The sequence below is a fragment of the Sphingobacterium sp. BS-2 genome, from assembly GCF_046161205.1.
Taxonomy (GTDB): Bacteria; Bacteroidota; Bacteroidia; order Sphingobacteriales; family Sphingobacteriaceae; genus Sphingobacterium; species Sphingobacterium mizutaii.
Genome location: NZ_JBIXGO010000014.1, coordinates 16812 through 40319 on the forward strand (window position 1 = coordinate 16812; position 23508 = coordinate 40319).

Consider the following 23508-nt stretch of genomic DNA (forward strand, 5'->3'; position numbering starts at 1 on the left):
GGTTTTTGTTTTATATAGACTGATTATTTATCATAATGGAAAAAATTAAAGTAGGTATTGTAGGGTCGGCAGGCTACACTGGAGGCGAATTGCTTCGGGTGTTGATCTATCACCCGAACGTGGATATAATATTTGCCAATAGTGCTTCAAATGCAGGCAATAAACTTTCGGATGTACATAATGATTTGTTTGGAGATACGGACTTGACCTTCTCCTCCGATTTTCATTCTGACATCGATGTGTTGTTCTTATGTGTTGGACATGGTGATGCACGCAAGTTTTTGGATGCTAATCCCATTGATCCTTCGGTGAAGATCATTGATCTTTCACAAGATTATAGGCTTAAGGCAAACACAGAATACCAAGGAAAGAATTTTATCTACGGCTTGCCTGAATTGAATAAAGCTGATATCGTATCGGCACAGTATATTGCTAATCCTGGTTGTTTTGCAACGAATATACAATTGGCGTTGTTGCCTCTGGCAAGTAAGGGTTTATTGGGGGACCAAATCCATGTGAATGCGACTACCGGATCAACTGGTGCAGGTCAAAAACCATCTGCAACAACGCATTTTTCTTGGAGAAGCCATAACCTATCGGCTTATAAATCTTTTGAGCACCAGCACCTACAAGAGATCTCTGAATCGTTAAACCAATTGCAAGAGGGATTCCTTCCTGCGGGAGAGGGTTCTTTGCTGGAAAGAGCTGCACAGAAAATTAATTTTATTCCTCAACGTGGCGCATTCCCAAGGGGTATCTTTTCTGCTATCTATGTGGATTCTGACCTTACAGAAGAGGAAGCTTATGAGCTATATGAATCCTATTATGCTGCCCATCCTTTTACGCATGTTTCAAAGGCTAATATCGATATCAAACAAGTTGTTAATACCAACAAGAGCATTATCCATTTGGAAAAACATGGCGATAAGCTATTGATCCTGAATATTACCGATAACCTATTGAAAGGGGCTTCTGGACAGGCTGTACAGAATATGAACCTGATGTTTGGTTTGGATGAAAAAGCAGGGCTGAACTTGAAGTCGGTTGGTTTTTAGTGGAGAAGATATGAGATGTGAGATATGAGATGTGAGATATGTCCACCCCTTAATAGGGTAGGCAGTTTTTATACTTATCTCATTATCATCCAATATAGTAAATGCTGGTTGAGGAGATAGGTTGATATCTCAATACTCAAATCTCATATCTCACATCTACCACATAAAAAAGGGGATAAAAATTAATTTATCCCCTTTTTTATGTGGTGTTTACAACCTAATTCTCTAATAAATTGATTTTTCTTTCCACTGAAACATTGTCTCCAGTTACTGCATTACCGTCTTTATCAACTAAAGTTAATTTAACAGTAGCTTCTCCTAGAGGCAGGTTAAGGATTTCATAAGGAACCCATTGATCCAAAGTGAACTCTTGACCGTTGATGTTTGCTTTTACTTTGAAGCTATCAGCGCCTAAAGTTGCATTCGATACGAAGAAGTCTAACAATAAAGTTTTGGTTTCTTCGCCTTTGTAATCACCTTTTGGTCTGCTGTAGAATAAAGATGGTTCAGTAGGAGTAGGAAGCTCAGCGATTTTACCATCAGCTTCTACTTTGAACTTCACTAGTTTTGAAGCATCTGCAGTCTTTAAAGATTCGTGGAATGAACGAGACAAGAAAGACATTAAATAGTGCTCAGAATTAACTGGGACTGTAAATGTATGTTCTGGTTTGTACAAAGCTACATACGGTGTGTTATCCAAGATAAAGTGGATATGCTGACCATCATGTGAGTTAGCCATGTGGTGCTCATGTTCAGTTTGTTCAGTTAGTTTAAAGTTCTGAACGTCATATTTAACGGTGATCTTTGCAGAGTCAGTTCCTACTTTTTCAGAAGTTAATGAAGCGATCTTCAAAGTTGCTCCAGGAAAGTCTTTAGCATGTTGAAGAGGATTTACGGCAATTGCGCCAACTGAGTCAGCTAATGCTGTAGAATCTTTAACTTCACCATCTTGATTTTTTGTCGGGGTATTGCAAGAAGCGAGTACCGCTGTTGCAGCTAATACTGCTAATGCTGATTTGAATGTTCTCATCACTTAATTTAAAATTTAGTCGAAATTTGTTATGTTACTAGAACAAATATAACGGTAAATTGTTTATTATTTATTGAAATACAATCTGTAAAGCTTCTTTTATAGCAAGAAGTGTTTTCTTAAGGTCATCTTCTGTATGAGCTGCGGAAATAAATCCTACCTCATAACCCGACGGGCCAAAATAAATCCCTCTGTTCAATAACTCCCTATGCATGACTTTATATTTTTCCATGGATGCTGGATTGATTTCGTCAGCACGTTGGATTTTTTCTTTATCTGTAAAGGCAAACCAGAAAATTGAACCTATCGTCGTAATAGAAACTTCATATCCGTTTTCTTGAATGAAAGAGCGAAGTTCTGCAACGAATTCTTGCGTTGTTTTTTCTAATTTTTCATAGAATCCTGGTTGAGCAAGGATCTGCAAAGCTGCGATTCCAGCTGCCATAGCAACAGGGTTACCCGATAAGGTTCCAGCTTGGTACACGGAACCATCTGGCGAGATACAGCCCATTAATTCTTTGGATGCTCCATAAGCGCCAACAGGCATGCCACCACCGATAATCTTTCCGTAAGTCAAGATGTCGGGTTGAATATCATAATATTTAGATGCTCCTTCAAATCCTAAACGGAATCCTGTAATCACTTCGTCCATGATCAATAAAGCGCCATTCTCCTTGGTAATATCTCTAAGGAAATGGATATAGTCTTTATCTTGGATCAATAGACCGTTATTCGCAGGGACTCCTTCGATAATAACCGCTGCAATTTGGTCTTTGAAGTCAGCAAATACCTTTTTAAGGGCTTCTTTATCATTCAATGCAATTACAATAGTTTCATCTGCGAAAGCTTTAGGTACACCCGCTGAAGAGGTTTCACCGAAGGTTACCAGACCTGATCCAGCCTTAACCAATAGAGAGTCCGAATGGCCATGGTAACAGCCTTCGAATTTTACGATTTTGTCTCTTTTGGTATATCCGCGAGCTAGGCGGATAGCAGACATCACGGCTTCAGTACCTGAGCTTACAAAGCGGATTTTTTCAATCTTTTTGTTGTTGCTCAGGATCAATTCCGCTAGATCATTTTCAAGAGCTGTGGGAGCTCCAAAACTCAAACCTTTACCTAATTGCTCTTGCACGGCTTCACGGATTTCTGGCGTATTGTGACCAAGGATCAATGGACCCCATGAACAGCAATAGTCAATAAATTCATTGCCATCAGCATCCCAAAGATGAGCTTTGTCCCCACGCTCAATGAACAATGGAGTTCCATATACTGATTTGAATGCACGAACAGGAGAGTTTACACCACCAGGAAAGTATTCCTTGGCTTTTTCAAATAACTTCGCCGACTTTTCGCGAGAAATATCTGAAGTAGATGTTGTCATAGTTTTTTGTTTTATTGTATAGTACAAAAGTAGTATTTAGTAGTTAGTATTTAGTATTTAGATTAGGATAGGGCTCTAAATAGGGGGATTATGACGGAAATGTTATAATAATATTTGTACTAGCAATTAGTATATTGTTATTAGTAGTTTTTCTTTGATGTAATTCACAATGCTACAAATCTGAAAACAAGCAATAGGTCTAACTACTAAATTCTTTATACTAAATACCCCATAAAAAAAGCGGGCTTTCTTGAGAAAAGCCCGCTTTTTTTATGGGAGGAAAATTATTTTCCTTCTTCTAATACTTTAGTTACAAGTTCAGCTGCTTCTTTCAATAAGATTGCTGAGTAAACTTTTAAGCCAGAATTGTCGATCAATTCTTTTGCTTCTTTAGCGTTTGTACCTTGTAGACGAACGATAATTGGAACTGGAATGTTTCCGATTTCGTTATATGCATCGATAACACCTTGAGCAACACGGTCACAACGAACGATACCACCGAAGATGTTAATCAAAATAGCTTTTACGTTAGGGTCTTTTAGGATGATGTTGAAACCAGCTTTAACAGTTTCAGCATTAGCAGTACCACCCACATCTAAGAAGTTTGCAGGCTCACCACCGGCAATTTTAATGATGTCCATAGTTGCCATCGCTAAACCAGCACCGTTTACCATACATCCTACGTTTCCATCAAGTTTAACGTAGTTAAGGTTGAATTCTCCAGCTTCAACTTCAGTTGGATCTTCTTCCGTGATGTCACGTAAAGCAGCGATTTCTGGATGACGGTATAATGCGTTTTCATCCAAGTTTACTTTTGCATCAACAGCTAAGATTTTATCATCGGATGTTTTCAAAACAGGGTTGATTTCGAACATAGATGCATCAATTGAATCGTAAGCTTTGTATAATGCAGCAACAAACTTAACCATGTCTTTGTGCGCAGCACCAGTAAGACCTAAGTTGAAAGCGATTTTACGAGCTTGGAAACCTTGAAGACCTACTTTAGGGTCGATCTCTTCTTTGAAAATAAGGTGTGGAGTTTTTTCAGCTACCTCTTCGATGTCCATACCACCTTCTGTAGAGTACATAATGATGTTACGACCTGTAGCACGGTCTAATAATACAGACATGTAGAATTCTTTGGTTTCGCTATCACCAGGGTAGTAAACATCCTGCGCGATTAAAACCTTGTTAACTTTTTTACCTTCTGGACCAGTCTGTGGAGTTACTAGCTGCATGCCAATGATGTCCGTAGAGCGTTGCAATACTTCATCTTGGTTCTTCGCTAATTTCACACCACCACCTTTACCACGGCCACCCGCATGGATCTGTGCTTTTACCACAACCCAATCCGAGTTGAATTCTTCTTTCATTCTCTTAGCAGCTTCAACAGCTTGCTCTGGGGTTTCAGCAACAATACCTTCTTGTACTCTTACTCCGAAACTCTTAAGTATTTCTTTTCCTTGATATTCGTGAATGTTCATTGATAAAAAAATTTGCTGTAAAAATAGCGTATTTATTCGTAAGGGTCAAGTTATTATTACGATTAAATTGTCCTAATGTTACGCCTTGCGATTTAATATATTGTAGGAACGGCAAGTTGTTTTTGATTTTTGTTATTTTCGCAGTATGATCTTAAAGGCAAATAACATTTTTAAGTCTTATGGCGACCTTGAAATTCTCAAGGGTGTCAGTATTTCTGTCCGTAAAGGAGAGATTGTTTCCATCGTCGGTGCATCTGGAGCCGGTAAAAGTACACTGCTTCATATCATCGGAACATTGGATAAGCCCGATCAGGGAACTGTGCTGATCGAAGGGGAAGATGTTTTTGCCTTGAATGAAAAAAAACTGAGTGATTTTAGAAATAAACACATTGGTTTTGTTTTTCAATTTCATCATCTACTACCTGAGTTCACAGCTCTAGAAAATGTTTCCATTCCTGGATTCATTGCTGGACAGGACAAAAAAGCAGTTGAGAAGCGTGCATTGGAACTCCTCGATATTTTAGGTGTTGCCCATAGGGCCCATCATAAACCTTCGGCAATGTCTGGGGGGGAGCAACAACGTGTTTCGGTTGCGAGGGCACTGATCAACAATCCTACCCTTATCCTTGCTGATGAACCTTCGGGTAACTTGGACTCAGAAAATGCTACGGCCCTGCATCAATTATTCTTCGACTTGAGGGATAAGATGCAGCAGACTTTCGTCATTGTAACCCACAACGAAGAATTAGCGAGAATTTCGGATCGTACGATCCATATGAGAGACGGATTAATCTATTAATATGCAAAAGCTCATAATAACATTTGGAACAAGACCTTTAGCGCAAAGGCTTTCCAAAATGTTGAATCAGCAACTTGAAGTACTATTTGCAACTTCGGAAGAAGTGCCTAGCTTTTTGGAAGCTAATTTCAAGAAAATTCCTACGGCTGCGAATCCAACTTTCGCCCATGAACTCCTGAAGCTTTGTTTAGACAAGGAAGTAAATTATCTTCTTCCTTTAGGTCTTAACGAGATTAATTTCTTGGCGGAGTCTAAAGTTCTTTTCGAAGAATATGGCATACAATTGCTGGCTCCAGATAAGGATACTTTAGCAGAGTTGTTTGTTTTGGAAAACCCACCCTCCGCAGTAGAATTAGTGTTAGTCCATGAAGGGAAAAGCCTGAATTCCGACCGTCAGTTGGATATGGAAGTTTCAGGTTTGTTTACCGTCTCAGATGAAGGTGACGATATTGCGCTTTGTACAATTTAATATGATTGATTTTTCGAATATTCCTTTAGATAAAAAACTATATCTTTTTGAAGTAGATGATGTCCTTTTCCCTAAAAAGGACTATTTGTTGCAGATCTATTATCTTTTTTCACAGTTTGTAGAATTCACTGAGGGGAGGCCGATTTCCGCAGAACTTGTGAATTATATGAAAGATTACTATCTGGAAAAAGGAGAGGATGATCTTTACAATCAAGCGGCCAAGAAATTTAATTTCAGTAATGATTACCAAGAGAATTTTGAACGTCTTATGGTCAATGGACACCTTCCATTGAAACTCTTCTTGTTTAATGAAATCAAGCTATTATTTGCTTCCATCCTAGAAAATGGGGGACAGATAGCAATCTTGACCAAGGGCAACCCGGCCTTGCAATTAAATAAGTTGAAACATCTTGATTGGCAGGGCTTTGACCGAAATGTAAAAATTTATTTTATCGACGAGTTAAATTTCAGAAATATTGAACCATTTAACTATATTGCTTCTGAAAATCAAATAACACAGAGTGATTTGATTTTCATTGAAGACAATATAGCTAGGTTATGATGAAAAGATTTGTTCTTCCTTTCTTGCTGATTTCATTGCTTTTTGGAGCTAGTTGCAAGAAAGATCCGGTGCAACCAGCCGATGATGGTCGAGATCCTGACAAAGAAATCCTCTTAAGAGACTCCACTTACTATTACTCCTTAGCGTTTTCCCTCTGGGAAGATCAACTCCCGCAGCCCAAAGTAGATTCTAAAGGGCAACCTGACCTTAAAGCCTTTACGAATGCCTATCAGGATGCCGAAGGTGTTCTGGCGGCACTGAGACGAAATGCACCTGATGATCGCTTTAGCTTTGTTGATCGTGAAGGCACCGTGAGTGAGGAAATTCAGCAAGGGGTGCACAAAGAAACTGGTATAATCCCAATTTTCATTACTGTGAGCAACCAGAACAATGGAGAAGCAAATATGTATGTCAAGTATGTGCAAAAGAATTCTCCCGGAGAGAAGGCTGGATTAAAACGAGGAATGCGCATCGTGAGCATTAATGGAGATGGCAATCTGGACTATAATAAGAGTGAACAAAAGGCTATTGAAAACTACTATAAAGTAGTTGAAGGCAAGGAAGCATTGAATTTGGTGGTTCAAGCACCTGGTGAAACAACTACAAAAACCGTTACAGTTTCTGGAGGGGCTTATAATATAGACCCCATCTTAGTCAAAAAGATATTCACCATCAATGGTAAGAAAATAGGTTATATCTTCTACACCTCTTTTGTCAATGTCTTTGGTAAATCTGGGCCAAATAGCTACCATTCAGCTTTAACAAATGCCTTCAAGGAATTTGAGACTGCAAATGTGAATGAGTTGATCGTAGATTTAAGATATAATGGAGGTGGCTCGACTGCAACGGCTGAAATGATGTCAAACCTTTTGGTGCCAACGACTGGTGCTAAAGGTAAAATGTATGATTATAAGATCAATAAGAATCTGAAAGAATGGGGGTGGGCTGATGAAACTGATCCTGAAGCGCCATTCCGCTCTGTTAACTTCAATAAAACCAACGCACTGAACCTTCAAAGAGTCTACTTCTTAGGAACTACCGGAACCGCTTCTGCCAGTGAATTAGTGATGAATGTGCTGAAACCTTATATGGATGTGGAGATCATTACCACCAATGGAAAAGGCACTTACGGCAAGCCGGTTGGCTTTTTCGGTTATCCTGTGGTACATGGTTATGCAGATCTTTATATTACATCTTTCCAAATGCTCAATAAAGATGGCTTTGGTGATTATTTCGATGGATTAAAAGGTAAGATTACAAATGCCAGTGACGGTTTCTTTACAGAACTGGGGGATGAAAGAGAGGCCTTGTTATCCACGGCTATCGCGGATATTACAGGCACGGGAGCAGGTGCTAGGGCAGCCAACAGAACCACAAAAACAGGTCTTGAAAGCGCTAGAGAGATGAAAATTCCTGAAATGAAAGATTACCGAAATAATATGTACAAATTTCCGGATGTAAAACTTCCGAGTTTGATGAAGATGGATTAATCTTTTTCCGATAAAGGAAGTCCATTATTGGAATCATCTTTGCATGGTTCGATATTACTTAATGTTATAAATGAAAAACACTATACTAGCTAAGCTACTGGTTGTATTGACCATAGTTTCAATATTCGGTTGTAAAAAGGATCTTAAAGATATATCTCCACCTCCAAGACCCGGTGGTAGCAGGACCATTGATCAACAGGTATTAGATAGTGTTTATTCCAAATATAAATACCTATCGTATTGGGAGTCCTCCGTTAAGGCAGTTGATCCTATATCCAGTTTGACAGATAAATACACAGATTCTGATGACCTTCTGAGTTATTTGATGGGACAGACCCCTCAAAAGAACAACTATATCTATCACCCCAATTACAATGGCCCCTTAGATCGCTTTTCTTGGCTTGAAGATATCAGCAGTGATTCCAAAGCCTCGTTGAAGGCCGATTTAGCAGATGGCTACGGCTTGTACATGGCCTTTGATGGGGATCGTGGCGATAGCTTATTTGTTTATTTTGTTGAAGGGGGTTCGCCTGGACAGGTAGCTGGTATTAAAAGAGGGGATAAAGTTCTTGAAATGCAAGGGGACAAAAAAATGGTTTATTCCAATAAAGCCAAAGTTGACCAGTACATCGAAGAAAATACCCTCAGCATTAAAACTGAAAATCCACAAAGAGTACAAAAATCATATAATCTAACTTATACTTCGTATGATATCCAACCTTTCCAATTAGGAACGGTCTTTACGGAAAATGGAAAAAAAGCCGGTTATATTGCCTTGTCATCCTTTGAAGAATTGCAGTCCGGTGGTTCAGATACTAAAATGAAAAGAGGAATCGACTCCACTTTCACGGCTTTTGCAAGCCAGAATGTGACCAAGCTAATAGTAGATCTAAGATATAATGGCGGAGGATACGTCAGTTCTTCGATTTATCTATTGAATAAAATCATCAATACGGCAGGTAATAATAAAGTAATGTTCAAATATGACCTGAACAAAAACCTGAAGAAGGAACGTGATCAAGGTAGCCAGGAATTTGTGGATGAAATCTTTAAAAAGGATAATGGAACGCTAGAGATCCAACAAGTTGTATTCTTGGTTAGTGATAATACCGCTTCGGCGAGTGAGATCGTAATCTCAGCTTTGAAACCTTATATGGATGTTAAGCTTGTTGGCTATAATGCCTCAACTTATGGCAAGCCAGTAGGATTTTTTAGAGAGGATATCCTAAACAAAGTAGGACTATGGGCCGCTTCCTTTAAGATCGTTAATGCTGCTAACTATACCGATTACTGGGATGGTATCCCTGCTGATTATCCGAATGTTTTTGATAATTTCTATAAACAGCTTGGCGATCCTAACGAAGACATGACACGTAAAGCACTCAATATCCTGATTGGACCTGGTTCTAAGGCCAGCAGCAGAACTGCTGTTGTCCGAAGCTCATTGAACAGAACTACACGTGAATTGAACAAAATACCAGTTCGTAATATGGTAAAGGACTAATTTATCATTATTAAATTATTAACTTTGATGCATGGCAGGAAATAAACCAACCACGATCAAAGAAATCGCAAGGAAACTCAAGATTTCTCCTTCTACAGTGTCTAGGGCATTAAATGATCACCCCAGCATTGGGCTGGTCACGACTATGCGCGTTAAGAAAATGGCTGAAGAAATGGCTTATGAGCCTAATCAAACTGCTATCTTCTTTAAACAACGCAAGACCTTTACGATCGGGGTCATTCTGCCAAAATTATCTGAACCCTTTTTCTCCGAAGCAATCAGCGTGATTGAAAATGTCGCTGAGGACAAGAAATATACCGTACTGCTTGGACAATCCTTGGATGATGAAAACAGAGAACTGAACATTATCCAGACCTTCAAAAAGCATCGGGTTGATGGGATCTTGATTTCCATGAGTAAAAACACCGGCGATACTGACTTTCTGGAAATCCTTGCGAAAACAGAAATCCCAATCGTATTTTTTGACTGTGTTCCCGACCTAGCAAATGTTCATAAAGTATATAGCGACCTTGCTTCAGGAATGATTGAAGCCATCGAAGCTTTTGTTGATCGTGGACATAGAAAAATTGCCCTAATCAATGGACCAGAATCTCTATTGGCTTCTAAAGAAAGGGCAGAAGCTTTTCAGAATGCTTTAGAAAAGAATGGAATCGGTGCTGATTCAAGTTATGTAGTCAATACTGATCTTACCGAACAAGGAAATGAAGAAGCAATGGATAAAATCTGCTCCCTGGCAGATCGACCGTCAGCGGTGGTTTCCTTCAATGACTTCGTGACTTTGGATCTTATCCGCTATGCCAAACAAAGAGGGATAGTCCTCAACCAAGATATGTTTTTCATTAGCTATGCAAATTATCCTTTATGGAAATATATGGATAACCCGCCTATGGGAAGTATCGAACAATACCCTGAAAAACAAGCTCAAAAAGCTGCCGAGATATTGTTCGATTGTATAGATAAGAAAGAATATACCAGCAATCCACAGGATGTGGTATTCCCTTCTAAACTGGTGCTCAAATAATTAAGATTAGTTGATCTGTATGCTGTAGGTGATTTCAATACCACCGTTTACAAGCATATCATGTACGGAACAGTATTTCTTTACGGCTAGTTCAGCTGCCTTTTGGGCTTTTGCCTCATCGATCTCACCCTTCAATTTAAAGGAAATGTGAATCTTGGTGAAGATATTTGGGATTTCATCTCTACGCTCACCTTCCACATCCACTTGGATATCTTGGATATCTTGACGTTGCTTCTGCAAGATGGTCGTTAAATCAAACGCACTGCACGATCCTAAAGCCATCAATACCAATTCCATCGGTCTTACGCCCTTGCCTTCGCCCCCAATTGATTCTGGCCCGTCTACATGAACTGTTACTGGTGAAAGTTCGCTGGATGCTTCGAAGTGTACCGCTTGATTCTGTCTTTTAATATGTACTTTCATGTTTTTTGATTTATAGCTTTAAAGTTAGTTAAAATACAATCAAGACAAAAAAGTAACAGGCAAAGACTACATAGTATAGACATTCGGGAGAATGAATAGCCATAAAAACAAGAAAGCCCCAATCTTTTGGGGCTTTCTCGTTTTTAGTTCGGGTATTTTACACCTCGATATAGACTGATATCAACTTTCGGTACTTTTGAATTGTACTTCGCATTGATAGCGTCGATAAATAAGTTTGCTACAATTGCATTCCCCATCGGAGTCAAGTGTACCCCATCCAAAGAGAAAGCATTTCCAGTGATAAATGCTGCTGAAATATGGATACCATTGTAGTTGTATCCAGTTTTCACTTTATTTAAGAACGCATGTACATCCGCAACTGCAAGTTGTTTCGATTCAGCGATCGCTTTGATCTTGTCATTGAAAGCCTTTACGCGGCCAGAAACCTCAACCACTTCCGCTTTATCCAATACGTATTTATCCTCAATTGGGTTCAATGGATGCATACCGTAAGGGATCTGTTGCTCATTCCGTGTGCCCAATAGAGCAGTAGGGAAAGTCAGAACAAATAGATCGGCATCAGTTGCGATCCGAGGACCAGTTTTAGTGGCAATAAATACATTCTTAGCTTGACCTTCTGAAGCAGCTTCTACTGCAGCGTTCAATCTTGCGGTAGTAACGGTGTTCAAGAATGGAATTGTTGTAACATCCGGAATGGTAGCTACCACACCTTTAGCATTATTTTGCGTCAATGCAGTCACAAAAGTATTGTATGCTAATTCAAAAGTTGGCAAATCCAATAATTTCTTGGTAGGATCCTCAGTTGCTGCCGCACCATTTGTGGCATAGCCTAACACATCATTATTTCCTAACCAGAATGAGAAGAAAGTATGTTCTTGAGAAGCTGCATATTCCACATACTTCAAGTTTGGCGGAGTGCCATCTGGCAATAACCTCTCGAAGTAAGGGTTTCCCATTACGGTACCAATTCCAGGAGCCATTGACATATCCAAACGCATACCCGGTACACCTAAATTCTGAATTGGCTCCGTGTATTTTGTGTATAATGGACCGCCATTAGGGCTTTTGCCTCTGATTGCCAAATTTGTTGTTACAGGCTCCATAACTGGATTACCATCAACCAAAGACTTCAATTGAATATAACCTGAACCGTTCGCTTGGTCCTGACTGAAGAAAGGAGAGGTGAATTCACCACCACCAACAGTCTTAAACTGCTCAGCCATCAAATTAGGGAATGCCACTTTCTGACCTTCCAGATAAAGACCATTGTCAGCATATCCAGAAGTCAAGGAATTACCTACTGCGATGAATTTGGAGAAATCCGCTGTTCCTTTGCTGGCTTCCAATTCATCAAGAGAAGGGGCACAAGAACTTGCAAATCCTAAAATTGCAAGTCCGATATAGAGTTTAAAATTCTTTTTCATTGTTTTCATAATTTAAGGCCTACCAGTAATAAGAAACAGAAATACCTGGAGCATGAATATTGGTTTCATACGTTCCTCTCAATTGCGTTTCAGCATTTGTGGTTGTTCTCTTCAAGATTTTTTGGAAAACATAGGCTGCCGACATCTGCCAGTTTGGTGAAAACTTATAGGTTACACCTACTGCCGCCATCACGCGGTTGTTATCTGGAGTTTCGGGATAAACGTATTTCGCTTGAACCGGAGTATAAACATAACCTGCACCAAGACGAAGGTCTAATTTATCATTCACCTCGTAGTTCAGACCAACTTTTCCGGAAAAGGCATTTTCATAATTTTTCTCAGAACGGGTATCCTGCAATACAGGGGTGTTGTTTTCGTAATCAAATACCAATTCTTTGTAAATGTCATAATTGATAATGGACCCATCGATCGCTGCATCCACTTTTTCTGATAATGGGAAAGTGATACCGACATTGAATGAACCTGGTAAAGGTAATTCAGCATCAAATTTTCCATTCGGGAAGTTAGCCGCTAAAGAATTTGGCACTTCAAATGTTGCATCTCCACCTTCCAGTTTTGTAACAACTTTTGAACGATAATTTAGTGATAATGCGAAGGTTTCATCAAGTGAATAATGAACACCAACATTATAACCCATACCTGTTCCGGTACCTTTCAAGGTTGCTTGCCCTGTGCTTCCATCTGGATAGAACACTGGCAATGCTCTTCCTAGATCCACCAAGCCGATGTTATAAACAAATCCACCACCGATCGAGAACTGATCTGTTAATTTAAAACTAACCGTTGGTTGGATATAGATTGCTCGCATAGAAAGGTGAGTCAATGAGAATTTACCTGGCCAATCGGTGCCCCAATCTACCCCGCCTCCAAAAGGAGTATAGACTCCAATTCCGGCTTTCCACCATGATCCTTTAGGACCAAATGTAGCATAAGCACCAAATGGAGGGGACACTTGGAATTTTGTATGGTGTACATCTGGACTGCCATATTCTTGGAATGCAGATCTGTACATGATGGCGCTACCACCTATTTGTACCCCATTGTTCTCCATTTTCACTAATGCTCCAGGGTTGTATACGATGGATGTTTCATCAATAAAAAGTGCAGATCCAGCACCTGCCATACCCACCGCTTTTTGGCTTTGGGTATTAACTTGGGAACCCTGTGCAAACAACAGCGTAGGGGAAGCTAATAACAAACTGAGTAATAATTGTTTCATAGTAATTATTGATTAGCGTTTTTCAAATTTAATTTGATATGCTAACATAGTAAAATTCTGTTAATAATTATAAATTAATTGATAAATAATTATAAAATAATTGTCAAGATTCGATAAAAGAGTCCCTATCGTTTTTAATCAAAACATAATTAAGGTATATTGGTTTTCAATATAAACAGATAAAAAAATTATTTATGGCTCAAGTAACATTTAAAGGTACTGCAGTGCATACCGGTGGAGACCTACCTAAAGTAGGTGAGGTAGCTCCTGACTTTACACTTACAGCTGGTGATTTGTCACAAAAATCATTGAAAGACTTTGCAGGAAAGAAAGTAATCCTTAATATATTCCCAAGTATTGACACTGGTACCTGTGCCATGTCAGTACGTCAATTCAACGAAAAAGCTTCCGGTCTAGATAACACCGTGGTCCTTTGTATCTCAAAAGATCTTCCTTTCGCCCAGAGTCGTTTCTGTGCAGCTGAAGGCTTAGAAAATGTAGTGACCTTATCCGATTTTAAAGACGATAATTTCAACAACGCATACCACGTGAAATTCACAGATGGACCTCTTCAAGGCCTATTAAGCCGTTCGGTTGTAGTCGTAGACGAAGATGGAAAAGTGAAATACACCGAGCAGGTCGCTGAAACTACCGAAGAACCAAACTACGATGCAGCTTTAGCGGCAGTGTAAGGGGTAATTAAGATGTGAGATATGAGATATGAGATATGAGATATGTCCATCCCTAATAAGGGTTGACCGTTTTAATAATAATCTCATGGTAATATCCAGATTTAATACGGTTTCTATCTCACTACTCAAATCTCACATCTCAATACTAAGTTTAGATATGAGATTTGAGAAATGTCCATCCCTAATAAGGGTTGACCGTTTTAATAATAACCTCATGGTAATATCCAGATTTAATTTATACGGTTTCTATCTCAATACTCAAATCTCACATCTCAATACTATAAACAAAAAAATGGGCTTTTTAGGCCCATTTTTTTGTTTATTTCGAAGCCTCTAAAGCTTGCAGGATATCATCGATGATGTCTTGTTTGTCTTCGATTCCTATGGAAAGTCTGACAGTTCCTGGTCGGATGCCTAATTTTTCTCTTTCTTCTTCCGATAATTTGGAGTGCGTAGTAGAGGCAGGGTGAGTGGCAATACTTCTTGAATCTCCTAGGTTAGAAGTATAAAGGATCATGTTTAGTGCATCCAAGAACTTAAAGGCTCGCTCTTTTCCACCTTTCACTTCAATAGTCACAATTCCTCCACCTGCTTTCATTTGTTTCTTGGCAAGTTCGTATTGTGGATGGGAAGGTAAGAAAGGGTATTTTACATCCAGGACCTCCTCATTTTTCTCCAATTCTTCAGCTAGAGCCAAAGCGTTAGAACAATGTCTGTCCATGCGCAATCCTAAGGTCTCAATGCTTTTTGAAAGGATCCAAGCATTAAATGCAGACATGGCAGGACCTGTATGGCGGATCAAGAACATCATCTTGTCCATCAGCTCCTGTTTACCCACCACGATTCCACCTAGCACTCTTCCTTGTCCATCCATATACTTGGTAGCAGAATGGATCGAAAGGTCGAAACCATAGGGAAGGGGTTTCTGTAAATATGGAGTCGCAAAACAATTGTCGATAGCAAAGATGATCTGCGGATATTTTTTCTTTAAACCACCTAACCATTCCAGATCAACTAATTCCAGGCCTGGGTTTGAAGGCGATTCCAAAAAGATAAATTTAGTATTGGGTTGAATGGCTTTTTCCCATTCTTCAGGGTTAATGGCATCCACATAGGTCGTCGTAACTCCCCAACGTGGGAACAGCTGGGTAAATAGCTGATGGGTTGAACCAAAGATAGCTCGAGAAGATACGATATGGTCTCCTTGTGCGATGAAAGCTGCAAAGGTGGCAAAGATTGCACCCATTCCAGATGCAAAAGCTAAACCAGCTTCAGCTTCTTCCATTAAACATACTTTGTTGATAAACTCCGTGGTGTTAGGATTAGCATATCGAGAATAGACCATGGCCTCTTCTTCGTCGGCAAAGACCGCACGGCCTTGCTCAGCACTGTCAAAAATAAAACTTGAGGTTAAGTATAATGGTACCGAATGCTCCCTCAATGAAGAACGTTTGGCTTGCTCGCGGATGATTTTAGATTGTTCGTTATTCATGATTAACAAATTTATTCACTTTTCAATAAAAAGCACTAAGTCAATAAGATAATTTTAAGCTTTATCTGAAAATATTTTTATGCAAACCTTTGCCCAAGCCGGTTTTTGCTCCCAGTCAATTTCATTTTCTACCTCTCAAATCGATTTTGATGATTTATTTATGATAATTAATATATGCTGTTGGTTTATCAACGAAATCGATTGTTTAATAAAAAATCGCTATTGTTTTAAATAAATTACATCAAAAAGCGAATTTTACTGACGATTATAGGCAGTTTTCTGTATCTTGAGGGTTTATTTAAGCGCGTTTTATGAAAAGATCTAACCTTCTTTCTTTAGTATTTTTATGTCCCTTGCTATCCTTTGCACAGACCGAGCCTAAACCCTATGGTGTGCTGCCCAGTGAAAGACAGTTGAAGTGGCATGAAATGGAATTGTATACCCTGATTCACTTTACACCTACCACCTTTCAGAATAAAGAATGGGGATTCGGTGATGCCGACCCTGAAATTTTCAATCCAACTAAGTTCGATGCCAACCAAATTGCCAAAGCAGCGGCAGCAGGAGGCTTCAAAGGCCTGATTTCGGTTGCAAAACACCATGATGGTTTTTGTTTATGGCCAACAAAAACTACACAATACAGTGTGGCTAGCTCACCTTGGCGGGATGGAAAAGGCGATATGGTCAAAGAATTCATGCAAGCTTCCCACGATAATGGACTTGAATTCGGGGTCTACCTTTCTGCCTGGGATAGAAATGATACCCGATATGGTACCAAAGCCTATGCAGATGCTTACCGAGAGCAACTTACTGAATTGATGACCAACTACGGTACTTTGTTTACGTCTTGGCACGATGGTGCTAATGGAGGGGATGGCTACTACGGTGGTAAAAATGAAAAACGAACCATCGATCGTACCACGTATTATGAATGGCACGAAAAGACCTGGCCTATCGTCAGGAAACTGCAGCCTATGGCCATGATTTTTTCCGATGTTGGTCCTGATATGCGATGGGTGGGGAATGAGAAAGGCTTTGCTGCAGAAACCAGTTGGGCTACCTTGACTCCAAAAAGTAAAACTCCAGGTAAACCAGCCGTTCCGGGCGAAGTGGATGATTCCAATTTGCCTTCAGGTGACCGCAATGGTGAATTCTGGATCCCAGCAGAATGTGATGTTCCACAGAGACCAGGATGGTTTTACCATGAAGACCAGAACGAGAAGGTAAAAACCCCAAATCAATTGTTTGAAATCTACTTGAAGTCTGTCGGACGTGGCGGAAATATGAACCTTGGACTAGCTCCAATGCCGAATGGCCTCCTACATGATAACGATGTGAAATCACTGGCTGCTTTTGGTGAGAAATTGAAAGCCACATTCTCTGATAATCTCGCTGCTGGAGCTACAGCTAAAGCAAGCAATCTAAGGGAAAACAGTGCGAAATTTGCCGAAAAGAATCTATTTGACAACGATAGGTACTCCTATTATGCTTCTGATGACAATGTGCTGAACCCAACGATTGAAATCAACCTGGCACATGACCAAGAGTTTGATCTGATCAGACTGCGTGAAAACATCAAATTAGGACAGCGATTGGATAGCGTTCAGGTTGAGGTATGGTCAGAGGATCAGTGGAAACCCTTAGCTTCGGCTACCAGTATCGGTGCTACGCGATTGATTAAATTGGAGAAGCCTATCCGCGCCAGCAAATTGAAGTTGAAATTATATGCCCCAGTTGCACCAACGTTGAGTGATTTTGCACTTTTCAAGGAGGCAGTATCCGATTTCAAATTTGATCATGCTGACCGTAAAAAAATAGCTAAAGATCAGATCATGATCATTTCAGGGGATAAAAATGTAAAACTTGCTTCAGATAACGATGATAAGACCGTATGGGAAACCATCCTGAGCAATCAAAAATTCGTCGAGATCAGACTACCGAAAACTGAGCAAGTCGTAGGATTGAGCTATATGCCGAGACAGGATCGCAAGATCAATGGTATCCCATCAAAATATGAAGTACAGACCAGTATTGATGGAAAAGAATGGAAGACAGTAGCTATGGGCGAGTTCTCCAATATCAGAGCAAATGCAACAGAGCAGAATATCAATTTTGATACTGCCCATGAAGCACATTATATACGATTTATCCCGAAAGAAATTTTAAGTGAAGGGAAGGAATTTTCAGTAGCCGAATTTGATGTTTATTTAAAATAAGAGATGAAGAAAGTAGTGTTGATGAGTTTGTGCCTATGGACAGGATTTCTAAGTGCGCAGGATTCTAAATTATGGTATAAGGAACCCGCAAAAGTATGGGAGGAAACCTTGCCATTGGGGAATGGTCTGATTGGGATGATGCCGGATGGCAAGGTCAATGATGAGTCCATTGTATTGAATGAAATCTCGATGTGGTCCGGATCTCCACAGGATGCCAATAATTATCAGGCGATGAATTCTGTTGGGGAGATCCAGAAATTGCTTTTTGAAGGAAAGAATGATTTAGCAGAAGCGTTGGTCAACAAGAATTTTGTTTGTGTAGGCGCAGGTTCTGGGCAAGGTAATGGTGCCGAGGCTCCTTATGGTGCTTTCCAGAATTTAGGCTTTATGAATTTTCTGTTCTTCCATCAGGGCGAGACCACAGACTATAAGCGCTGGTTGGATATTGCAGATGCAAAAGCTGTAACCAGTTTTAATACGGATGGAGTCCATTATCAGCGTGAATACTTTACCTCTTTCGACAAGAATGTCGGCGTAGTGCGTTTGTCTGCTGATAAAAAGAAATCCATTGAATTCGCGATGCACTTTTATAGGGATCAAAATATTGAAGACTATAAGATCAATGGCAATGAAATTACCGTAACAGGAAGCCTTCCAGATGGCAAAGGCGGTCGGGGTATACAGTTTGCTGCCAAATTTAAAGTTCTATCAAAAGGAGGGACCCTTCAGAACCACGATAACCAGCTTATAGTGAAAGGGGCAGATGAGGCCGTAGTGTTGTTTGCAGCCTCTACCAGCTATTATGGACATGACCCTAAGGATTATGTATCCAAAGAGATCCAGAAGGTAGAAAAGAACAGCTATGCAAAACTTTGGAAGGCACATTCTTCCAAATATAAGCCATTGTTCAACCGGGTAGATTTGCAGATTGCCGATCTTACTTCTAAAGCAGACATCCCAACAAAGGATCGCTTGCAGGCATTTTTTAAAGATCCTAGCCAAGATAATGGATTAGCATCCCTATACTTTCAATTCGGAAGATACCTGACGATATCAAGCACTTCACCTAGCACGCCCAAGGCATTGCCTCCCAATCTGCAAGGATTATGGGCGCATCAGATCCAGACTCCTTGGAATGGAGATTACCATTTGAATATCAATGCCCAAATGAACCATTGGGGAGTTGAAGTGAGCAACCTTTCGGAATACCATAAGCCTTTTATCGAGATGATCAAAAATCTGGCGAAAGAAGGCACCAAAACGGCCAAGGCTTATTATAATGCACCAGGATGGGTGGTTTACATGATGACCAATCCATGGGGATATACGGCACCCGGAGAACATGCTTCTTGGGGAGCGAGTACCGCTTCGGGATGGTTATGTAATCACCTTTGGGAACATTATCAATTCACAAAAGACGAAGCGTATCTCAAGGAGATTTATCCAGTCCTTAAGGAAGCTGCGGTGTTCTACAAAGCCACAATGGTCAAAGATCCAAAGACAGGCTGGTTAGTTACCTCTCCTTCGGTTTCTCCTGAAAATGGATTCAAATTGCCAAATGGAAAGCGTGCGGCAGTAGTAATGGGACCTACCATTGATAACCAGATCGTTCGTGAATTATACGAATCTGTTATCAAAAGTAATGAGATCCTAGGCCTGAATGATGATTTCGCCAAACAATTGCAAGGCGATATAAAACAACTACCTCCGGCAGTCGTGGTTAGCAAATCAGGCCGAGTGATGGAATGGTTGGAAGATTACGAAGAAGTAGAGCCTAAGCATCGCCATGTTTCTCATTTATATGGATTATATCCAGCTAATTTTATTTCTCCAGTCAGCAGTCCAGAATGGGCAGAAGCAGCTAAGAAAACCTTGGCAGTCCGTGGAGATGAAGGAACAGGTTGGTCTAGAGCTTGGAAAATCTTGTTCTGGGCAAGGTTGCATGATGGGGATCATTCGCTTGAGATCCTGAGACAGTTGTTGCAGCCTGCCTACGGTAGTGGTACGACCTATCAAGGCGCTGGCGCAGGGACCTATCCTAATCTGTTTTGTGCCCATCCTCCCTTCCAGATTGATGGAAACTTTGGAGGATCGGCTGGTATTGCAGAAATGCTGATCCAAAGCCATGATGGTTACATCCATTTATTGCCAGCTTTGCCAACTGCTTGGAAAGATGGTAAGGTTTCTGGATTAAAAGCAAGAGGAAATTATACCGTTGATTTTGAATGGAAAGACGGAAAAGTTACAAATCTTCAAATTAAAGGCAACAAAGGTGAACAAGTGCCTGTCATTAAAAATGGAGAAAAAATAAACTATACCGTTTCTTAAAGCATTTAATAAAGTAATTTAAACATAAAGTCTAGATATCATTCTATCTAGCTGAACCCTAAAGAGATAATTAATATTTTGATTATCTCTTTTTTCTTTTACATTAACTTTAGTTAATTAATTTAAGTATATAAAATTTTATTTTACTCTAAAATTAATTACTATGAGTTTATTTAGCCGTTCCCCTTATTTACCTTTAACTCTTCTGTTTCTACTCCTTCTGAACATTTCTTGTAGGAAAAAAGAGCATGAGACCCTCGAACCAAACCATAACCTTCATCAAGTCTCCTTTAATTTTTCCAATTTCCAGTCAGAAATCCAACCCTTCAATTCCAATCCCTTAACAAAGTCAGGCAATAAGGAAACGGATGAAAATAATCATCCCGAACGATCGGAACTTCTGGGCTATGTCAATTTCAATAATAAATCTTTTGAACCGAACTACAATTATAATGGGTTTTTAAAAGTAGGTCATCAACTTTTCAATAAAAAAGCCCTTCAGTTTGTTCCAAATCCCAATAATACAGCAAATAAAAACAACTTTGCGTTTAAAGCAGATAGCTTGATTAGGTTGTGGTTAGATTTTGATCAAACTAAAGTCCATGAAATAGACCGGATTGAATTTGATCTATTATCCATGGATGAGCAGCAGAAAAATATTTACGTGGAATTTATGGCGGACCGTACCGTATATAAAAAATATGAAATGTTTATTGAGCTCGCACCTGAATCCAGCCCGATAAGAACATTGAAAACATATTCTATTAATTTTCCAAAGTTCTTCAATAAAAACAAAAAGCAATCATCCATATCCTTAGAGATGAGAGATCCAGTTACAAAGGGTTTTTATATCAAAAATCTCAAAAATTGGCATCATATCATAGATAACATTAGGGTCTATGGTAAGCGAAAGAAGCCTACAAATCCCAATTATAAAGATTTGCCCTATTTTATTTTCAAGAAGAAAACGGGTGAAGTCGTACAAAAAGGAACTTTCGACTTATCTGTCGACAATAAGGAGTTACTGTTGGAGTTGCCAAATGGCGCTTATTACAATGTTATTCTTTTCCATGACTCTCCTAAGAAATTAATATTACCTTCCGATTTCAAGAATAAGGATCAGTTGTATGTAAGCCAGTTTTTTGATGATAAATATGGTCGTTCATTTGCCGCCTTGGATTCTTTTGAACTAAAAGAAAATGTAGAAAAGAAAGTCACCCTTAAGCGACTTTACAGTATGGTCACCTTGGATTTTACGGATATGCAGGATTTAGATAATATTAAAAAAGTCAAGGTCAAACCCATTACAGCGGCCTATTTTTGGAAACCATTCAATACAAAGTTAGAAACAAAGCTTACTGAAAACATCTCTAGCCAATTGGAATTTGAACAAGATTTTAATGTGAATAAAGAAATTTCTTTTAATCATTTTATAGGCTTTACGGATGTTAATCTACCTGTTCAATATGAAATTGAAGTTTGGGATAATAAAAAGGTCATTCGAAAACTTAACCTAAAATCACAGATCAAAAACAATGTAAAGTTGATTTTCAAAGGTCCTTTATACCCCACAGGTCTTTCTACTGGCTTTTTCGAAATAATAATCGATGAATCGTGGGGAGATCAAAAAGTAGTGGAATTCAGTTAAAAAAGGGAATCATCGTGCAAATTAAAAAATTAAACTTAACGAGACCTTTTTAATTTCTTAATAATAGTGTGTTATTATTGTTATATGGCTTATTTGCTAGCGCTAACTATTATTCAGGTACTAATCATTATCCTCTATCTTAAGGTTAAATCTATTAGGGATGAAAGAGGGGAGATTATCCGAATTCTCATGTTCACCTCTCTTGTTGTTCTATTAGTTAAATATCTAGTGTCCATGATCGATCCCCATATTGATCTCCTCTTTACTGCTACGAGCAGTCTCTGTTTAGTATCCCTTTCCTCCTTATACATCCGGAATATTGTCTTGGAAATTAGGACCTCAGGGTATCTCGTGCTTTTGGCGTTTTTTCCATTCTTACTTTTTTACGTCTTCTTTTTCCTCTATAATATCTTCTCAGATCAAATAAAAGAAGGAATGATCTATGATTACTTGGATTTCTTCAATCAACGCTCCAGGACGATCCTGTTTGCTGTTACGCTGATCTATGATGCCTATATCCTTTGGCCATTTCGTAAAAACTTGGCCAAGCTGTCCTGTTCCATAGATGGTCAATTGGGCTGTGCGCTCTTCTTTTCCAAACTGTTTGTTCTGGGAATCATCCTTTTCAAAGGAATGTTTTTAGAAAATGGTCTGTTCCTGGAATTTCCAGATGGCCTCTATACTTTTTTGGTCTTATTCTCTATCTTTTACTATCGATATTTCAGGACGGTCCAATTGTTTTTTGCTTATCTATTACGATCATACGGTTTGGTTAAAAATACAAGATTGGAAGGTCCGTTTCGAAAGGATGTGGATTTGATCTTTTATGTGACCGCCATAGATCAATTGATGGATCAGGAAAGGCTTTTTAAGAATCCAGAACTGAAGCTATCCGATATTGCTAAATTCTTGCCACTGTCTGATCGGGAGTTAAAAGAAATAACCAAGGTTTACCTCAAGGGTAATTTCGACGTCTATCTCAATTCAAAGCGCATTGCTTATTTTATGGATAAACTAGGGCTTGCGGATCATGATTCAGCACTCATTAATAAGTTATTGTTTGAATCCGGATTCAAGAGTGAGTATGACTTTCATCGGGTATTCCAAAAGGTAAATGGATGTTCGGTATGGAAATACCTCGAACAGCGAAATTATGCCATGGAGCAATCCAGTATCTCCTCTACTAGATATCATTGAACTAACCT

Annotated in this window: 19 protein-coding genes; 12 read left to right on the forward strand and 7 right to left on the reverse strand. The window is 39.3% G+C overall.

Going from position 1 to position 23508, the window contains the following annotated elements; genetic code table 11:
- The first annotated feature begins 35 nt into the window (after positions 1–35).
- Complete coding sequence (gene argC, locus ACK2WI_RS05405; protein WP_409149996.1) at positions 36–1055, forward strand: N-acetyl-gamma-glutamyl-phosphate reductase; 1020 nt, start codon at positions 36–38, stop codon at positions 1053–1055.
- 217 nt (positions 1056–1272) lie between these two features.
- Here the strand turns inward: argC and ACK2WI_RS05410 are convergent, their stop codons facing one another.
- The 3 genes from ACK2WI_RS05410 to sucC form a co-directional block, all read right to left on the reverse strand.
- The gene (locus ACK2WI_RS05410) at positions 1273–2085 is read right to left on the reverse strand and encodes a hypothetical protein (RefSeq protein WP_312696688.1); all 813 of its coding nucleotides are present in this window, start codon (positions 2083–2085) and stop codon (positions 1273–1275) included.
- Between the two features lie 70 nt (positions 2086–2155).
- Entirely contained in the window at positions 2156–3469 is a 1314-nt protein-coding gene (gene hemL, locus ACK2WI_RS05415) for a glutamate-1-semialdehyde 2,1-aminomutase (RefSeq protein WP_409149997.1), read from the reverse strand.
- Positions 3470–3753: 284 nt separating this feature from the next.
- Positions 3754–4953, reverse strand: coding sequence for an ADP-forming succinate--CoA ligase subunit beta (gene sucC / locus ACK2WI_RS05420; protein ID WP_093100322.1), 1200 nt, complete (start codon positions 4951–4953; stop codon positions 3754–3756).
- Positions 4954–5101: 148 nt separating this feature from the next.
- On the opposite strand from sucC, the gene ACK2WI_RS05425 reads away from it, so the two are divergent.
- The 6 genes from ACK2WI_RS05425 to ACK2WI_RS05450 all read left to right on the forward strand — a co-directional run bounded on the left by ACK2WI_RS05425 (position 5102) and on the right by ACK2WI_RS05450 (position 10819).
- Positions 5102–5752 carry an ABC transporter ATP-binding protein gene (locus ACK2WI_RS05425; protein ID WP_373865682.1) on the forward strand — a complete coding sequence of 217 codons (651 nt, stop codon included), beginning with the start codon at positions 5102–5104 and terminating at the stop codon, positions 5750–5752.
- A 1-nt stretch (position 5753) separates the two neighbouring features.
- Positions 5754–6221, forward strand: a complete 468-nt coding sequence (locus ACK2WI_RS05430; RefSeq protein WP_409149998.1) for a hypothetical protein — start codon at positions 5754–5756, stop codon at positions 6219–6221.
- Between the two features lies 1 nt (position 6222).
- Positions 6223–6783 (forward strand): HAD hydrolase-like protein, encoded by a 561-nt coding sequence (locus ACK2WI_RS05435; protein WP_409149999.1) that lies wholly within the window; start codon positions 6223–6225, stop codon positions 6781–6783.
- Positions 6780–8273 (forward strand): S41 family peptidase, encoded by a 1494-nt coding sequence (locus ACK2WI_RS05440; RefSeq protein ID WP_409150000.1) that lies wholly within the window; start codon positions 6780–6782, stop codon positions 8271–8273. Before ACK2WI_RS05435 ends, ACK2WI_RS05440 begins: the two co-directional genes overlap by 4 nt.
- Positions 8274–8343: 70 nt before the next feature.
- On the forward strand, positions 8344–9777 hold the full coding sequence (locus tag ACK2WI_RS05445) for a S41 family peptidase (protein WP_409150001.1): 1434 nt from the start codon (positions 8344–8346) through the stop codon (positions 9775–9777).
- Between the two features lie 31 nt (positions 9778–9808).
- A complete protein-coding gene (locus ACK2WI_RS05450; protein WP_313368034.1) occupies positions 9809–10819 on the forward strand; it encodes a LacI family DNA-binding transcriptional regulator in 1011 nt (336 codons plus the stop codon).
- A gap of 6 nt (positions 10820–10825) precedes the next feature.
- Here the strand turns inward: ACK2WI_RS05450 and ACK2WI_RS05455 are convergent, their stop codons facing one another.
- The 3 genes from ACK2WI_RS05455 to ACK2WI_RS05465 form a co-directional block, all read right to left on the reverse strand.
- Positions 10826–11242: an OsmC family protein gene (locus ACK2WI_RS05455; RefSeq protein ID WP_093100315.1), complete on the reverse strand. Its 417-nt coding sequence runs from the start codon at positions 11240–11242 to the stop codon at positions 10826–10828.
- 143 nt (positions 11243–11385) lie between these two features.
- Complete coding sequence (locus ACK2WI_RS05460) at positions 11386–12687, reverse strand: SGNH/GDSL hydrolase family protein (RefSeq protein ID WP_409150002.1); 1302 nt, start codon at positions 12685–12687, stop codon at positions 11386–11388.
- A gap of 19 nt (positions 12688–12706) precedes the next feature.
- A complete protein-coding gene (locus ACK2WI_RS05465; RefSeq protein ID WP_409150003.1) occupies positions 12707–13927 on the reverse strand; it encodes an OmpP1/FadL family transporter in 1221 nt (406 codons plus the stop codon).
- A 194-nt stretch (positions 13928–14121) separates the two neighbouring features.
- Between ACK2WI_RS05465 and tpx the strand changes: the two genes are divergently transcribed.
- Positions 14122–14619, forward strand: coding sequence for a thiol peroxidase (gene tpx, locus ACK2WI_RS05470; protein ID WP_093100313.1), 498 nt, complete (start codon positions 14122–14124; stop codon positions 14617–14619).
- Positions 14620–14938: 319 nt separating this feature from the next.
- On the opposite strand, the gene ACK2WI_RS05475 is transcribed toward tpx, so the two are convergent.
- Positions 14939–16111 (reverse strand): aminotransferase class I/II-fold pyridoxal phosphate-dependent enzyme, encoded by a 1173-nt coding sequence (locus ACK2WI_RS05475; protein WP_312696679.1) that lies wholly within the window; start codon positions 16109–16111, stop codon positions 14939–14941.
- A 311-nt stretch (positions 16112–16422) separates the two neighbouring features.
- Here ACK2WI_RS05475 and ACK2WI_RS05480 point away from each other — a divergent pair, with 311 nt between their 5' ends.
- The 4 genes from ACK2WI_RS05480 to ACK2WI_RS05495 all read left to right on the forward strand — a co-directional run bounded on the left by ACK2WI_RS05480 (position 16423) and on the right by ACK2WI_RS05495 (position 23500).
- Positions 16423–18327 (forward strand): alpha-L-fucosidase, encoded by a 1905-nt coding sequence (locus tag ACK2WI_RS05480; RefSeq protein WP_093100311.1) that lies wholly within the window; start codon positions 16423–16425, stop codon positions 18325–18327.
- A 3-nt stretch (positions 18328–18330) separates the two neighbouring features.
- A complete protein-coding gene (locus ACK2WI_RS05485) occupies positions 18331–20655 on the forward strand; it encodes a glycosyl hydrolase family 95 catalytic domain-containing protein (protein WP_409150004.1) in 2325 nt (774 codons plus the stop codon).
- Between the two features lie 163 nt (positions 20656–20818).
- The gene (locus ACK2WI_RS05490; protein ID WP_409150005.1) at positions 20819–22303 is read left to right on the forward strand and encodes a hypothetical protein; all 1485 of its coding nucleotides are present in this window, start codon (positions 20819–20821) and stop codon (positions 22301–22303) included.
- Positions 22304–22537: 234 nt separating this feature from the next.
- On the forward strand, positions 22538–23500 hold the full coding sequence (locus tag ACK2WI_RS05495) for a hypothetical protein (RefSeq protein WP_409150006.1): 963 nt from the start codon (positions 22538–22540) through the stop codon (positions 23498–23500).
- The last annotated feature ends 8 nt before the right edge of the window (positions 23501–23508 follow it).